Here is a 15,482-nt window from a genome sequence, read left to right as displayed (position 1 = left end):
TTTGTTATTCTGCATCTGAATCCTCTGTTTCAGGCGCTCCGGTCTTATCAGTGTTTCCCGCTTCATCAGGCGAATTGTTCTTCTCTGAGGAATTATCCCCTTTTCCGCTGTCGGATGAACCCGCGTTGTCTATATCCGAATCACCTTTATTTTCGTTGTCTTTATTTTCGTTATCTTCATCCGAACCATCCTTGTCAGTTTCCTCTCCAGAAGGCTCTTTATCTTTATCTCCATCTCCGCTATCTTCGTCCGTTTTTTCATCCGTTTCCGCATCATCCGGTGTGTCATCATCTGTGGTATCCCCGTCCGGTTCTTCCTCGTCCGGCAGATCATCAATCAGGAAATCCTCATCAATCTCCACCTCATCCGGGTTTGTGGCAATTTCGTCCGGGAGGACAAGTTCAAACGGAAGGTCTTCCTCGATCTCATCATACAGATAATCCTTGATATTAGGGATCTTCACATCCGGCTTTTCCGGTTCGTTCAGCTTAAACAGGGGATTTAAATTCTTCCTTGCCTCATATTCTGCTAACTCACTTTTGGCTGCAATATAATCATCTATGTACTTCCAATTCATTGTCTGACCATCATCCAGAAATTCAACGATATTCTGAAATGCCTCCATCCAGAACTTATTTTCCATCGTTTCCTTGGAATCGTAACCAAGAATCGGATACATCCAGCGATTAATATAAGCCTCCTCTTCCCCTTGTGCATCCCCTTCCAAAATGATAGCAGGGATCGAATCACCGTCTTCCCAGCCCCACAGATAAGGGGCACCCACTGAAAAAAGAACAAGAACCGGTGGTTCCTCTCCGGTAAAAACAATTTCTTCTAATTCACCACACTGTGTAAAGGATCCCGCACAGATTGAATCCATATTTTTTCCAAATACAATCTTCTTCACTCCGCTGCCTTCAAATACGGATTCGCCAAGTATTAATTTCTCTTCTGGAAGATCGGTTGCTTTATCAAATCGGACCGTATTTAACTTATCACATTTTGCAAATGCATATCTTGCAACATTTATCATCCCTACTGACAGATTCACCTCTCCCGTCAGACCAGAATTATAGAACGCATACGGATTGATAAACTGAATCTGTGCAGCCACCTTATCTGGAATTGTAAACTCCTTTTCATGATCCATAAAGGTATAATATCCAATCTGACGCAGCGGACATCCCTTGGCCCCGCGGATTGCTCCGCTCATATCGCGGGTCACGCCTATCAGATAAGAAACATCCTTTTCTGCATTTGTTTCGTTATCTGTTTCTTTATCAATACCAAACAGGAACCATCCCTGTTCTGCCTTTTCCAGCCGGTACGAAAGTCCCCACCGATTGATTTCGTATTCGTCGCCCTCTGCGTCCTCCGCCACACAACTATAGGAACCATACAGATAAATATAATCCAATATGGATGCGTCCTCTAGTTCAATTTTCTGTGTATTAACTGCCACAGAAGAATCCTTTGGGAATGGATCTACGCCTATTTTTACGGTGTCCATACATGGAATCATGATTAAATCTAAACTGTTGCAGTCTGCAAACGCCCAGCTCCCAATCTCCGAAATCGTGTCGGGAAGTTCTGCCACGCTCAAGCTCTGACAATCTTCAAACGCCTTCGCCCCAATTCGAATCCACGGTTTTCCAGATTTTGCCTTTAAATTCTCAAAACCATCTGTATTTTCCGGTGCGTGAAGCAGAACCGCTCCATCCGCTGTGAGCAGATAAGATAAACCACTATCCTCTTCCTCCAAAGAAACATTCATCGGCCGTATCAAAGATGGCGCATATTCACCCAAAACAGGGGCTAACGCTTTCTGCCATGCCTCTTCATATGCGGATGGAATAATGATTTCCAATCCTCGTGCCAATGCCTCTTTCGGATCTCCAAACACTCCATCCTCTATCTTCGGAGGTGTATCTCCCGTGAAATAAACTCTGCGGACACCTGCTCCTGACAGGCTTCCTTTTTTTAAGTGCTTAATCCCGGCTGGCATATAAATGCCTTCTTCCAGTGAACACACATACGTTGCATCATTTTCAAGCGTCTCTACCTGATCACTCATCCGATATAAACCGTATGCATCCCGGGAAATCGCATACAATGTTTTTCCATCCGCTGATACAACCGCATTGTTGTCAAAAATCGTATCCACTGTTTCCCCATCTGCAGCTAATGTAGTATTGTTACCCAGTTTAGCACCCCATGCTAGCTGATATGCTGCATAGTGTCCTGCCGGGACTATAATTTCTGTATTTTCCAGTGTGTTTAAATCTATTTCTGGTATGGTTTCCGTCTGAATAATTAATTTCCGAACCGAATTGCCTTTTTCCAGCACAACTTTTTCAACATTTTCCGGAATTACCAGCTCCGTCTGTTCCCACGGAACACCTAAAATCTCCGTCTGACTTTTATTATAAAGAAGACCATCTGCTGAGCTATAGGAATTATTTTCCGGCGATACTTCGTATTTTTCCCGCACCCCCTGAGCCGGAAGATTTATTTCCATCACAGAAGCCGGTATCTCAAGTTTACCTGCCGATACCGTCTTATCTTCCGGTGCAATCGCATAAACTCCTTCCGGTACCTCTACAATCTCCTGATTTTGATAACCTGTCAATGTCTGTTTACAGATGACCGCCTGGCATTCCGTGCTATATTCCTGATAAAACCGAATTTCCATGCCATCCGGTACCGGCTGACGTTCCAGGGGATAAAGGACATAACGCCCTCCCTGACTGGGAGCAAACCAATCAAAAATCGGATCACTTCCATCCTCTGATAAGCTTAGCCCCGGCACAATCGCAGAAAGAGTATCAAACTGGTCTCCCCACTCGGGATTTGCTCTATACAGTTCCAACAGCTGGTTTGCAATGGAAACTGGTTTTCCCTCTTCCATAAAAGTATCCTTCACAGTCTCCCGCTTTCCGTCGGAATCTGCTTCACCCATCAAAACAATTTTTCCATATTTTACTTCAAATTCATCATATTCGACACTGTCTGCATGCTTTTCATCTTCCCAGGAGACATCTGGGTTTTGACGGAACGAAAATTTTGCCATGAAATTACCCTCTGCCACGTTCGGGTAACCTTCCACCTTAAAACAATCATTCAATTCTGTCAGGCGATACCTTACTCCATCTACATCTACATATGCGTATACAGAACAAAGAAGCTTCCAATCTGTCAAAACAGCCCCTTTATATAAAGTCTCTCCCTCTCCGCTGTTAAGCACATCTGCACCTATAATCGTAAGTTTTACTTTGGATTGCGCTTCATCGGATGGAAGCCCCGAACTCGGATACTTATCTGCTTCAATCGGAAGATATCCCTTCACATCCTCCGGCAGTTTCGGACCTTCCGACCCGGCTGGATAGTCTGGATCCTCGATCGGCTGATTCGGTTCCGGGGTCGGTGTCGGGAGCGGATCCGGCGTTGGAGTCGGTGTCGGCGTTACCGCGCCGCCATTTCCATTTCCATTTCCGCCCGGCTGTGTTCCATTTTCTCCCGTTGTGTTTCCCGCATTAGTCGTTCCGCCGCCGGAGCCGCTTCCGCCATTGTTGCCGCCAGAAGATACACCTCCACTGCCAGTTCCGTGACCTGGCAGACTGATTTCCGCAGAGCTGGAACCATCTGCCGCCGTTCCGTCATAAACCTTCATATTTTTTTCATCCAGACCGTCCGGCAGCGTGTTATTCTGACTGCTGTCAGACGGTTTCTGCATTACCAGCACATCTTGCGCCACCTCCATCAGGGACTGCTCCTCTTCCATCGGCTCCGGCTGATTCTCCTGTTTTTTTCCCTCCTGAAGTTTTTCCGCATTCTTATCCTGTTCCAGGCGTTTATTATCATTTTTGTCCGACTGCTCAGAGTCAGCGGAACCGCCAAGTGTATCATCCTCCGGAAACATAACCCGATTCGAACGGAGTCCCTGCAATGCAGAGGCTTTTCCCGGCTTAAACGCTGTACCTTCCTGAAGCTGGTTCCAGAAAATCCCAGCACCGCCAGCCAGAAGCGCCAGAGAAACCACACCCGCAGCCGCTTTACTCCAACCGGCTGCTCCACCGTTCTTTGCAATAAAACTTATAATTTTCTTTCTGGTTATCTTCATGCGCTCACCCGTTCTTTATCATTCTATACATTGCCCATTCTACCCCCCCCCGAAGCGAAGAGAGACTTTCTCTTGTTTTTTCTTTCCGCATACGTCCGATTTCTTTTCCCATCTCATCAAAATCGATCGGCTTGGAGAAATGTCCGTCCATGCCGCACTGGATCGAATAGCGCTGTGCTTCCACAAACGCATCCGCCGACAATGCAAAAATCAGGATCTTATCTGCATCCTCCCGCGGTAGCCTCCGGATCTCCATCGTCGCCTCGCGTCCATCCATTACCGGCATCTGCACATCCATCAGAATAAAATCGTAGGTTCCAGGCTCGGAAGCGGCAAATTTCTCGACCGCTTCTTTTCCGTTCTCCGCCACATCGACCGTCGCACCCTTCATTTCCAGAATGCTGACGGCAATCTCGATGTTGATCGCGTTGTCCTCTGCCATCAGGATATGACAGCCTTCATAAGTAAATTCGCTCTCTTCCGGAGCAGCTGTCTCCGTCTCCGTCTGCGCCGCTTCCGCCATCTGTGCCTCCGGAAGACTCAAGTAAACGGTAAAATCCGATCCTTTTCCTGGCATACTGTCGATCACGATCTCACCGCCCATCAGGGAAACCATCTGATCTGCGATCGCCATCCCCAGACCAGAACCGCCGTACTTCTTCGCCACGCCTGCGCTTTCCTGTTCAAACGGTCTGAAAATGCGGTTGATGAAGCTCGCTTCCATACCAATGCCGGTGTCATGCACCTGCACCATGAAGCTGATCTTCTCATTCTCCCGAAGAATCTGCCGGAACGTCAGGCGCACTTCGCCCTCACTTGTAAATTTCAGTGCATTCGAAAGAAAATTTACAAGCACCTGCGAAATACGGAACTCATCGCCCACTAGGTATTCCACTGTGAAATCTTTAATTTCCAGTATGAATTTGAGTCCCTTAGATTCAATATTTTTCTGGAACATATCCTGCAGCCGCTTTGCCAGCTCATGGATGCCGAACGGCTTTTCCTCCAGCTGGAGCTTGTCCGCCTCGATACGGGACATATCCAGAATATCGTTGATAACAGAAAGCAGATATTTGGAAAGCTCCTCCGCCTTGTCTATATACGTCATCGCACCCGGATTCTGAATCTGCGTCCGGGCCAGCATCAGCATACCGAGAATACCATTCATCGGAGTCCGGATCTCATGAGACATGTTCGAAAGGAATGCCGTCTTGGACTGGCTCTCTTCCTCCGCCTGCCCTACCTTTTCCTTCAGCTTTTTAAGTCTCGCACGATCTTCTGTGATATCCTGAAACCAGAACCGATCATACTTCTGATCCTGGCTACGCGTAATAAATACGCGGTACCATGCTTCCAGTTCCGTCAGCCTCACCTCCATGGTACAGATCTCCTCGCCGTTCCACGACAGATACCGGTTCCAGAGCTGTTCTCCCATATTTCCCTGCAGCCGGTCCAGAAAATAGCGGACGTCGCCGCGAAGCTGCTGCACTGTGACCCGAAACACCCGCTCGAATCCATCCGATACATACACCGGAAGCCTGTCATAGCAGCGGAATACACACTGCATCTCCAGTCCGTCCTGGAATGCTGCCCGCTTTGTTTCAATCAGCCAGCCGTCCTGATATCGGCGAAAATGTTTTTGTTTTATATAAAAACGAGAAAATGCAATCAACAGCCACAATGCTGCCATTGCTTCCAGCATCAGAAAAAGCATCTCCCATCGGTGCACTCCCAGCTGCTCTAAAAAACGAATGAATTGTTCCATATTTATCTTCCCATCTGCCGCTTCTTAATCATTTCCATAGTTACCCTTAGTTTACATTATATATTATTTCTCCCGGTCTGTATAGATTTCCGGCTTTGAAAAACTCATCGAAAACATTTCCCGCCGTTTCCGGGCTTGATTTTATCTCTCGTCATGCGATACAATAGAGTTCTATCACATTTACAATCAGCGAAATCCTTTTTTCATGGGAACAGCTATTTTTTATCATAAAACAAGTCAGGAGGGTTCTATTTTGAAAAAATTCACTTCGGCGTTTGGGCGTCTGTTTCTCTCTGCCGTCCTTATTTTTCTGGTATTCTACACCATGATGCCAGCCATCAACCTGCACGATCACGATTTCATCGTATTTCTGATTATCTGCATTCTGATTGTACTGGCAGTCAACTTTATGGAAAGCATTCTCATATTCCTGAAAACAGTGCAGCAAAACCGCGGCGTCGAGATCGTGCGCGATCCTGTGACCGGACGGATGGTTCTGCGGCGCAAGTACGCCGACGCCTCCGGCAGTCCGTTTGCCGGTTTTAAGGCGATGGGACGCCCGTGCAAATATGGCACAATCGCGATCGCTGTCCTGATTTTCTTTTCCCTGATCGCCTCGGCGGCGGGCGTCCAGCTTTTTAATGCGTCCCGCTACCGCGATCTGATCACCGTTACCGAGGGCGATTTTGCCTCAGATGTCGCAGAGCTTGGCATGTCGCAGATCCCGGTCGTTGATAAGGATACCGCCTCCCGGCTCGGAAGCAAAAAGCTCGGTGAGATGACCGACCTGGTCTCCCAGTTTGAGATTCAGGAAAATTACACACAGATCAACTACAAGGGGACACCGTACCGCGTGACGCCTTTGCGCTATGCCGACCCGATCAAGTGGCTGTACAACCAGAAGAAGGGACTTCCGGCATACATTGCTGTCAATATGGTCGATCAGAATACCGATCTCGTCTGGCTGTCCTCCGGCATGAAGTATTCCACCAGTGAATATTTCTTCCGCAATATCAACCGCTACATCCGTTTCTGCTACCCAACACGGATGTTTGAGACGGTCTCCTTCGAGATCGACGACGATGGAAACCCATACTGGGTGGCGCCGACCATCGCCTACCGGATCGGCTGGTGGAACGGCAAGGACATCGACGGCGCGATCCTCGTCAATGCTGAGACCGGCGAATCTAAGTGGTACGCCAAGGCGGATGTCCCGCAGTGGATCGACCAGCTCTATGATTCGAACCTCATCATGGAACAGCTCGACGACAACGGCAGATTCCAGAATGGTTATTTAAACTCTATCTTCGGTCAGCGCGGCGTGCGTCGGACGACCTACGGCTACAACTATCTCGCCATCGACGACGATGTGTGGCTGTACACCGGCATGAGCTCTGTAACCTCAGATGAGTCGAACATTGGCTTCGTCCTCGTCAACCTGCGGACGAAAGAAACGAAATTTTACACCGTTCCGGGCGCCACCGAGCTCGCCGCAATGGATTCCGCGCGCGGACAGGTGCAGCACTTAAATTACAGTGCGACCTTCCCGCTTCTCTTAAATATTTCCGGACGACCGGCATATTTCATTTCCCTGAAAGATGCTGCAGGGCTTGTGAAAATGTATGCGTTCGTCGATGTCGCGCAGTACCAGATCGTCGGCACCGGACAGACGATCGATGAGGCGAAGCGCAATTACCGTGAGACGCTGGGACAGGAGGAAATCGAAGATCCGACTGCCAAGGAACCGGCGGCAAGCGAAACTGTCTCCGGCACGGTCGAGGCGATCGAGAATGTCGTCGTTTCCGGTAACACCTACTACTATTTCACGCTGACCGATGACCGCACCGACAGCGTCTACACCGCTGCGATCACCGTTTCCGAGCGGCTTCCGTTCGTGCAGGCAGGCGACTCCGTTTCCTTTGAGTGCGTCGAGAATGGTTCTACAAAAGAAGTTATAACCTGGAGGTAAGATAACATTGAAAAGTGAAGATATGATTTTAAAGGCAGCCATCGTACACATCCTCGATTCTTCGGTGGGAATCCCGGTTCTCTCCGACCAGAGCATGGAGGTCGGACCCGATTTCTCCGACTTCCTGAAAGCGCATATCGAGAAAATAACGGAAAGTGACGATGTCAAGCACTGTACATTTGCAGAAGGATCCGAGGTCAAAGAGCTGCTGCAAAACTGCACCCCGGATAATTTCGTCGAGACGAGCAAACAGCTCGCCGAGCGCCTCTACGACATCATGAATGCGAATATTGACATTCCAGCCGCCGATGTGGCGATGACCGTGTTCGGCTGCAAGGGCAAGGATTATCTGGCATTCTTAAAGATGAACTACAAGACCTCCTACACACATCAGACCAGGGAAACGGACGGCGGCAACAGCAACGAGATCATTTTACAGCGCGCACTGCTTCCGGGACAGGGACAGCGCCTCTCCGAGGCGTTTGTCCTCGATCTCTCCGACGGCTCCCTGATTCTGGCTGAGAAAAAATATGAGGTCAACGGCGAAAAATGCTTCTATTTCTCCGAGCTCTTCCTCGAATGCCGCGCCCCGCTCTCCCAGAAATCCAAGCTCGACATCGTCACCCGCGCCGTCGATCAGGTTGCCAAAAAATATTACGGCGACGAGGATGCACAGAAAAAGATGGAAATCAAAGACATTATCTGTAATGAATTAGAGGAACAGGGCGAAATCAAGGTATCCGAACTGCGCGAAAAAGTATTTCCCGGAAGCCCGGAGATGCTCGAGGAGCTGGATGAAAAACTCGACCGCTACAACCTCTCCTACGAGACGGTCGCGCCGAAAAATGAGCAGACGATCAAGAAATTCCAGAAACAGAAGCTGTACACTGACACCGGCATCGAGATCTCGATCCCGATGGAAGAATACAGAAATCCCGACCATGTGGAGTTTATCACCAACATGGACGGGACAATCTCGGTGTTGATTAAAAATATTGGGATGCTGAGCAGTAAATAGCCTCTCACACAAAATTTATTTATCGGCTGATTCAAACGATTGCGATACATAATAACAGAAACATCCATCAGTCATGCCGTTGATCAAACCGTGTATACACCTCACAGAACCGCGCCGCAAACGACGGCTCGCGTCCACCCGCATACAGATGAGAAACATCCCCAAAACTGCTCATGCGGAAGGATGCGACGCCGGAGCGGCGCTCTTCTGTATAGATCACCGTCACCGACGACGGCGCCGCACAGGTTCCGTGCCACAGCTGCATCGGAGAGATATTTAAGAGATGGGAAAGCAGGACGCACTCGACGCCAAAATGACAGAATAAAACAATCGTGTCCTCATTCGGTGCCACGGCCCGGTAAAACAATCCATTTCTCACATATCCGTGCCGTCTGAGCAGCCGGTCAAGCTCTCCAGTCACCCAGTCGTACTCTTCTTTTACATGGGCGTTCTGAAAGACTTCTGTTTCATGCCAGTGATCCTTATCAAAATACTTCGGCTCCGCCATCCACGCATCCGGCAGCCAGTCCCAGACACAGTGCCCGGAATCCTTTCCCGGATGTACCGCCTGCGGGGCAAATTCACGCAGCCAGCTGCAGGTTTCTGCCGTGCGGCAGGCTTTTTTTAAGGTCAGGGACGCCGTGTCCTTCGCACGCCCCAGCGGCGATACATAATAAGCCGCCACCGGAATCGGCGCCAGACGGTCTGCCAGAAGCTTTGCTTCCTCCCAGCCAGCCGGGGTCAGGGAATCAATTGAGTAATCAGGATCCGCATGGCGGACAATCAAAAGGCGCATAGGAAAACTCCTTTCGTAAAGAAATGTTACAAAACCAAAAAGCGCGGTGCTCATGACCAAGGGATGTATCTGGGCGCGGGCAAAATCAGAGCATCTTCCGATACTCCTGCTTCCACCCATTTAAAAGTTCTCCCGCACTCTCCATCCGCCGGACTGGATTGCGGTCAAACATCGTCTCGACCATGCGGACATTCCCGCACTTCTCCGCGGTCTGGTTCACCTCGTCGAGTTCCCGTTTCCAGATCTTCTTCTGTTCCGGCGTCATCGCAGCCGCATGGCGCTCCTTAAGCTCCAGTTTCGGGTCAATCAAGGCAAGCTGGTACAGGTGCTTCAGCATCTCCGGGCTCTTGTCGAAATTGTAGGCCATTTCATAAGCGGTAAACGCTTTCTCAAACCAGAAAATCCCGGCATACGCCGCCCCGATATTGTTCCAGATCTTCGCGGTAAATTCGTCCGTCAGCGATTTGACCCGCCAGTCCTCCAGAATCCGGTTGTAGTAATAGATCGCCGTCCCAAACTGCCGCAGGCGGAAATAGTAATCCGCCGTCTCTTTCCGGAACTCCGCCGCATTCATTTTGCGAAATGCCGCCAATTTCTGGCGGTATGCCGCAATCTCCTTTGCCGTATAATAACAGCACTCCTGCAGAATCACGATCGGCAGCTCGTCCTGGCTCTCGCCGCTCCGCTGCCATGCCTCCAGTTTGCCGGCCAGAAACGAAAGTCCCAGCTCCGAACGGATAAACTCAATCAGGCGGTCATCCACAAATCCATCCAGCACCAGAAGCGGATTCTGATAAATGATATAACACAGCTCCTGCGACGATGCGATATGGACGCCCAGCCGTTCTATGTAAAAAGGATGTCGAACCGGCTCCTGCCGGCAAAGTATCAGACTCATAATGAAACCTCTTGTTTAATCATCCGGTTTGTCGCCGGAAATAATTCTCCAAATCCCAAATCACGTATCATGACGATCATCGTGTCTTCCCCGGTAAATCCAAATGCCATCTCGATCCGGGTCGTCCGGTCCGGGCGTTTCGGGAATCCCTCAAGCGGAATCTTCACCGTCTTCTTTTTGCGCGGTTCCAGCGGCTGGAGTGAAAATTCCACCTCCGGCGTGCCCGACACAATAAATTCCGCCGTCATTTTCGTCTCATACCAGCTGTCCCCGGCGGATGCCAGCACCAGCTGTCCCTCTTTTTCACGCTCCTGAATCTTTAAGGAAACCGTTGTTTTCAGCCGCCCCTCACAGATACAGGTAAAATGGTACGCACTATGTGCCTCACAGAGATCTTCCGAGCGGATCAGCGCCCCTCGGGTAAATACATCCATCTCCGCAAATACACGGCGCCGTTTGCAGATCTGCTGCATAAAATCTGACGCCCAGTCCGTCTGTGCAAATCCCCTGCCTGTCAGGATGATCGCTGAAAACAGACGCTTCTGCAGCAGCCGTTCCGCACAGGAGGAAAGAATCCTGTCTGCCATCTGGATGCCCGCGTCGCTGTCCAGCACATTTAAGTGGAACGACTCCTCCAGTTCCTCCTGATCCGCGACCACCTGCATCTGGCGCAGCCCGCGCTGCACTCTCAATTCATAATAATGAAGACCATTCTCCGAAAGTTCAAACATTCCCACCTGGTTGCTCCAGACTTCCCGTTTCTGGCTCATCACGTAATATACAAAGCTCTCCGCGTGACTGATCACATGCACCCGGCTCCGGTCGATTTCCAGAAAATCGGCACAGTACATCAGGCAGTCCACCAGCTTTACCTCAAGCTTTGGCACCGTGATCACCAGGTTTTCTATCTCTTCTTTTCCGGACGCCTGTCTGGGAATCGCAAGCACCTGCTTCAGGAACATTTTCAGCAGATATAAGCCCTCGTAGCGGACACCGTCGATCGTGGCGGTGCCGTCCTTCATCGCCAAGGAAAGCAGCTTATCTTCCACTACCATGCCCTCTAACGCGCCCCCGGCACTCTCCTCTGCCACCCGCCAGACGTCCGAATCCGGTTCTTTTCCGATCCGGGTCGGAACCGACCAGATCGTCTCCTGACCCTGACAGGATATATGTGTGCATGAATCACACAGATCCATGCCAATTATAAGTCCATTCATCTATCGTTTGTCCGTCTGTCCCTTTCCTCAGGCGATCGGGAAAAGTGCGCTTACCGCCGCATCTCTCTTCTGGTACTCCCGCATCTTTTCCCGAAGCGCCGTCTCGTTATTTACTTTTAAAGAAAGACTCATCTCATTGAGCGCCGCAAACCGGCTTTCCCGGCTGCGTCCCGGAATCTCCCGGCAGGAAATCTCTCCCTTTTCTTTCGTCTTCCGGACGCCGTCCTCTTCCTCTTCGATCTGATATTCCAACGTCTCGCCCTCAAAAATCACCTTTTCACGGATGTAAATATCCCGGTAAACGAGACGCATTTCCTCATAGTGGAACTCTTCCTCCTGCGGCAGAATCCGCAGCCGCAGATACGGGCGCACCGCCCGGTTTCCGTGATACTCGATGATTTCTTTATCTAAAATATTGCCCGGGATATGGATAAACCGCGCCAGATCCTTAAAATAGGCAAAAATCATACCCGCATCTAAAAGCACATCCACCACCGACTGGCACAGGCGCCGCTGTTCCTCCGAAAGCTCCGGCAGCGTCGCATAATACTTTGTCAGCGCCAGCAGATAAATATCCGGGATCCGCTCCCGATCAGAGCTTCCCTGCACAGCACCCTCCAAAAATGCGAACACCTTGTCGTCCGTCGGACGGTTTTCCAGAAAATATTCCACGCTCTTGACCGTGAAATACGCGCGCACGATATTTTCCCCTGTTTTCTTGCGTGACGCATAAAGCTCGAACACCCTGTCTAACTTTGCTGTATTGCCGGTAAAGAGCATCTGCGCCACCAGCCGTTCCTCCAGATCGTACGTCTCCACCCGGAGCCGCAGCCCCTGCATCAGGACGCGGTACATCTGATCCACCGTACCGTTGAAATGTTCGCAGAGATAATCGAGAATCACACTGTCCGGCTTCTCGTGTTCAAAGACATACCAGGTCAGATAAAGCAGGTGGTCATCCCGGTCAAAGAGATTTTGAAGCAGCATTCTCCCGCAAAGCCGCAGCAGCAGATTGACCGGCAGACCTTCCAGACCATACCGGCACACCATCTCATACGCCTCGCTGAAATGCCCGCACCGGATCAGCGTCCCGCAGACGCCGTTTCTCTCATCCCGCGTCAACTGATCCTTATCAAGGCTCAGAAGATAAGAAACACTTCCATCCTTTTTCGCATCCTCAATCCCATCCGCCATCCGCTTATAATACCGCACGATCGCTGACAGCACCTTTGCCCTAAACAGCGGGTGCAGCTCCATCTTCTGATCCGCGTGCTCCAAAAGGATCGCATCGTCCCCGGTCAGCACCTCCTTGCGGCAGGCTTTTGCACACGCATTCATAAAGAGGAACGGATGCATCGGATTCATTTCAAAACAGGTCTGTAAAAGTTCCTCCATATCCGTAAATACCGGCTGGATGGCGCAATTTACCCGCGCATACCGCGTCTCATTTTCATCCTGGAATAGAACCAGATCGCGCTCCGAAAACAGCGGCACATACGCCGTGCCCTCGTTCAGCACATACGCGTCCTCCGTCATCTGCTCCTCATGGCGCACCACCACGTATTTCATCGCCGGTTCCCGGCATTCTACCCGGCAGGATTTCAAAATCCCCGGCAGGACACGCGCCATCTGCGTATCGATCAGTTCCGGATAGATCAATTTCCGGTACAGGACCGCCAGGGCACCGTCTATCCGTTCCTTGAAAAGCTGATCCACCGCAAACTCTTCCATCGCCCGCTCGTACATCCGGTAAATATCCGAATCCGGCGTTCCATATGTAAGAAGGTTCGCATAAAGCTTCGCCAGTGACCCCGCATCCAAATTTGCCGAATACGAAAAGTATAAAAATACCTCACGCGACATCAGGCGGTCATAATTCTCCGGCATCGCATATAAATAATATTCATACAGGCGCGTCAGACTCAAATCTGCCTCCAGCGCCCGGCTATACCATTCAAAACAGGCTGTCTCCCGGCAGTCTCCCCGGATCAGCATTGCACAGAGCGCCTCCAGAATCTCCGTCTCCGGATACAGCCCGTAAAGTTCCGTCAAAAGGCGTCTGTAAAACTCCCGGTACGAACGGGACGCACGCACCACCCGGACCGCCGCCAGTGCCAGCTCGCGGCTGATAATTTTCCGGCGTGCCCCATAGTACAGGGCATGAAGCTCAAAATTGCCCGCATTGTCTAAAAGGATCGGATCACTCTCCAGAAGTTTCAGTCCCGCCGCATAGAGGAATGGGCTGTGACAGCCATCCTTAAACTCCTGCTCCATGCTGATCAGCACCGTAACCGGATTTTTCTGCAATTCCTCATCCAGGCGCAGAAGCATCAGATAATAAAACAGGCTGCTGCCCGTCTCCTCCGACGCATACTGCTGCAGCAGGCGGATCAAAGTGTCCTTCTGCTCGGCATTGCCGGTCAGCGTCACGTACAGATAGCGGTACAGGCAGTTAAGCTTCCGGTCGCCCGATATTTTAAGCGCCGCTGAATCCTGCAGCTCCTTTAAAATCGTCTGCGCTTTCTCACGCCGATCAGTCAAAAGGTATAATTCCGCCTGCAAAAGCCGCAGTCCCGCGTCATAGTGCGTCATTTTCATCAGATCCAGCTCCCGCTGCATCTGGTGAACCGCCTCCGGGCCGCCGATCCCATTTTCATACGCCAGACGGGCAGTCAGATAATTTCCAAGCTCTTTCTGGAATGACATATGTGCCCGGTCGCATCCGCCCGCATCGGCAGCCGATGCCTCGATCGGGATCCGCACGGTTTCTCTGGCAGTGTGAATCAGGACGGCACCGAAATTCTTTCCGGCATGCAGCCGTTCCGCCAGAATCCGTACCGGAAGACGGAGCAGACCATCTTCAAAATCCGCCTGCGTCGCACTCTTCTTCGGCAGATGGAGGAACTCGCCGTCTGCCGTCACCTCCAGGTACACACTGCCCCAGTTATCCATCCGGATCTCGATCGTGTCCTCGGCATTCTCAGCCAGCTCGGCATATACGCGCGCCCTGCCCGGAATCGTCAGACCGACCGGCTTTTTCACGCCCAGTCCAACCAGAAATTCTTCCATAAAATTTGCCCGGCTGCCGTGCCCCTTCAGGCCGTCATAGAGTGCGCGCACATGCAGATCCTGCATAAACGGCACTTCCACAAAATCCGGGTACTCCAAAAGCCGGAGCGCCGTCTCCATATCATTTTCCGCGATGTGCAGAAAATCTTCCGCCGTTTTCAGATCACCTAAAGTCTTCCCGGCGTCTGCCACCTCGACGTGAAACTCATACGGAATCTCCTCTTCCCCGCAGTTTGTCACCAGATAAAAAGAACCCGTGATCGTGTCGCCTGCCGTCAGGAACGAAGTGTCCACTTCATATACGATCCGGCACCGGAGTCCGCCAAACGAATTGTTATCTCCCGGAATCCGCACCCGCAGGTTCGAGGAATACACAAATCCCTTCACACTTAATCCATTTTCGCTCCCGATCCATAAATTTCTCTGCATCAGGGTATTCATCCGCAGCGTCTCGTCTATCTTTTCAGGCGACCAGGTCATCTTCGGCTGTTCCGAATCGATGATTCCCTTCGCCAGCCGGTTAATTCTCTCTTTCATTCCTATCACCTGCCGTTTCATTATCCTGTCCCGGTAACTGCTTCGTCTTCCCACAGTTCCGTCGGTTCGAAATCTCGTACCTTATATCATACC

8 protein-coding genes are annotated in these 15,482 nt (G+C 50.7%); 2 read left to right on the top strand and 6 right to left on the bottom strand.

The genetic code is table 11. The features are described from left to right. Nucleotides 1-4: 4 nt before the first annotated feature. Nucleotides 5-4,120: a leucine-rich repeat domain-containing protein gene (locus tag DXB70_RS04080; RefSeq protein ID WP_118672708.1), complete on the bottom strand. Its 4,116-nt coding sequence runs from the start codon at nt 4,118-4,120 to the stop codon at nt 5-7. Nucleotides 4,121-4,124: 4 nt separating this feature from the next. Continuing rightward, complete coding sequence (locus tag DXB70_RS04075; RefSeq protein WP_118672707.1) at nt 4,125-5,885, bottom strand: ATP-binding protein; 1,761 nt, start codon at nt 5,883-5,885, stop codon at nt 4,125-4,127. Nucleotides 5,886-6,138: 253 nt separating this feature from the next. Between DXB70_RS04075 and DXB70_RS04070 the strand changes: the two genes are divergently transcribed. Together DXB70_RS04070 and DXB70_RS04065 are read left to right on the top strand one after the other, a co-directional pair. Beyond that, a complete protein-coding gene (locus tag DXB70_RS04070) occupies nt 6,139-7,854 on the top strand; it encodes a CvpA family protein (protein WP_243099899.1) in 1,716 nt (571 codons plus the stop codon). Nucleotides 7,855-7,861: 7 nt separating this feature from the next. After that, entirely contained in the window at nt 7,862-8,872 is a 1,011-nt protein-coding gene (locus tag DXB70_RS04065) for a nucleoid-associated protein (RefSeq protein WP_118672705.1), read from the top strand. A 67-nt stretch (nt 8,873-8,939) separates the two neighbouring features. On the opposite strand, the gene DXB70_RS04060 is transcribed toward DXB70_RS04065, so the two are convergent. From DXB70_RS04060 to DXB70_RS04045, 4 genes are all read right to left on the bottom strand, one after another. Then, nucleotides 8,940-9,668, bottom strand: coding sequence for a histidine phosphatase family protein (locus DXB70_RS04060; protein ID WP_118672704.1), 729 nt, complete (start codon nt 9,666-9,668; stop codon nt 8,940-8,942). 85 nt (nt 9,669-9,753) lie between these two features. Continuing rightward, nucleotides 9,754-10,566, bottom strand: coding sequence for a hypothetical protein (locus DXB70_RS04055; RefSeq protein ID WP_118672703.1), 813 nt, complete (start codon nt 10,564-10,566; stop codon nt 9,754-9,756). Further along, nucleotides 10,563-11,783 (bottom strand): DUF5716 family protein, encoded by a 1,221-nt coding sequence (locus DXB70_RS04050; protein ID WP_118672702.1) that lies wholly within the window; start codon nt 11,781-11,783, stop codon nt 10,563-10,565. The genes DXB70_RS04055 and DXB70_RS04050 overlap by 4 nt, the downstream gene beginning before the upstream one ends. A gap of 27 nt (nt 11,784-11,810) precedes the next feature. Beyond that, a complete protein-coding gene (locus tag DXB70_RS04045) occupies nt 11,811-15,389 on the bottom strand; it encodes a DUF5717 family protein (protein ID WP_118672701.1) in 3,579 nt (1,192 codons plus the stop codon). Nucleotides 15,390-15,482: the final 93 nt, after the last annotated feature.

It is taken from the genome of Clostridium sp. OM05-5BH (assembly GCF_003481505.1).
GTDB classification, from domain to species: domain Bacteria; phylum Bacillota; class Clostridia; order Lachnospirales; family Lachnospiraceae; genus Otoolea; species Otoolea fessa.
The sequence above is the reverse complement of the archived record's forward strand: the minus strand, read 5'-3'. Positions and strand labels throughout refer to the sequence as shown.

Excerpts from the sequence above, each read along its gene's own strand:
- DXB70_RS04080 (WP_118672708.1), bottom strand. The coding sequence starts at position 4,120 with ATGAAGATAACCAGAAAGAAAATTATAAGTTTTATTGCAAAGAACGGT.
- DXB70_RS04075 (WP_118672707.1), bottom strand. The coding sequence starts at position 5,885 with ATGGAACAATTCATTCGTTTTTTAGAGCAGCTGGGAGTGCACCGATGG.
- DXB70_RS04060 (WP_118672704.1), bottom strand. The coding sequence starts at position 9,668 with ATGCGCCTTTTGATTGTCCGCCATGCGGATCCTGATTACTCAATTGAT.
- DXB70_RS04055 (WP_118672703.1), bottom strand. The coding sequence starts at position 10,566 with ATGAGTCTGATACTTTGCCGGCAGGAGCCGGTTCGACATCCTTTTTAC.
- DXB70_RS04050 (WP_118672702.1), bottom strand. The coding sequence starts at position 11,783 with ATGAATGGACTTATAATTGGCATGGATCTGTGTGATTCATGCACACAT.
- DXB70_RS04045 (WP_118672701.1), bottom strand. The coding sequence starts at position 15,389 with ATGAAAGAGAGAATTAACCGGCTGGCGAAGGGAATCATCGATTCGGAA.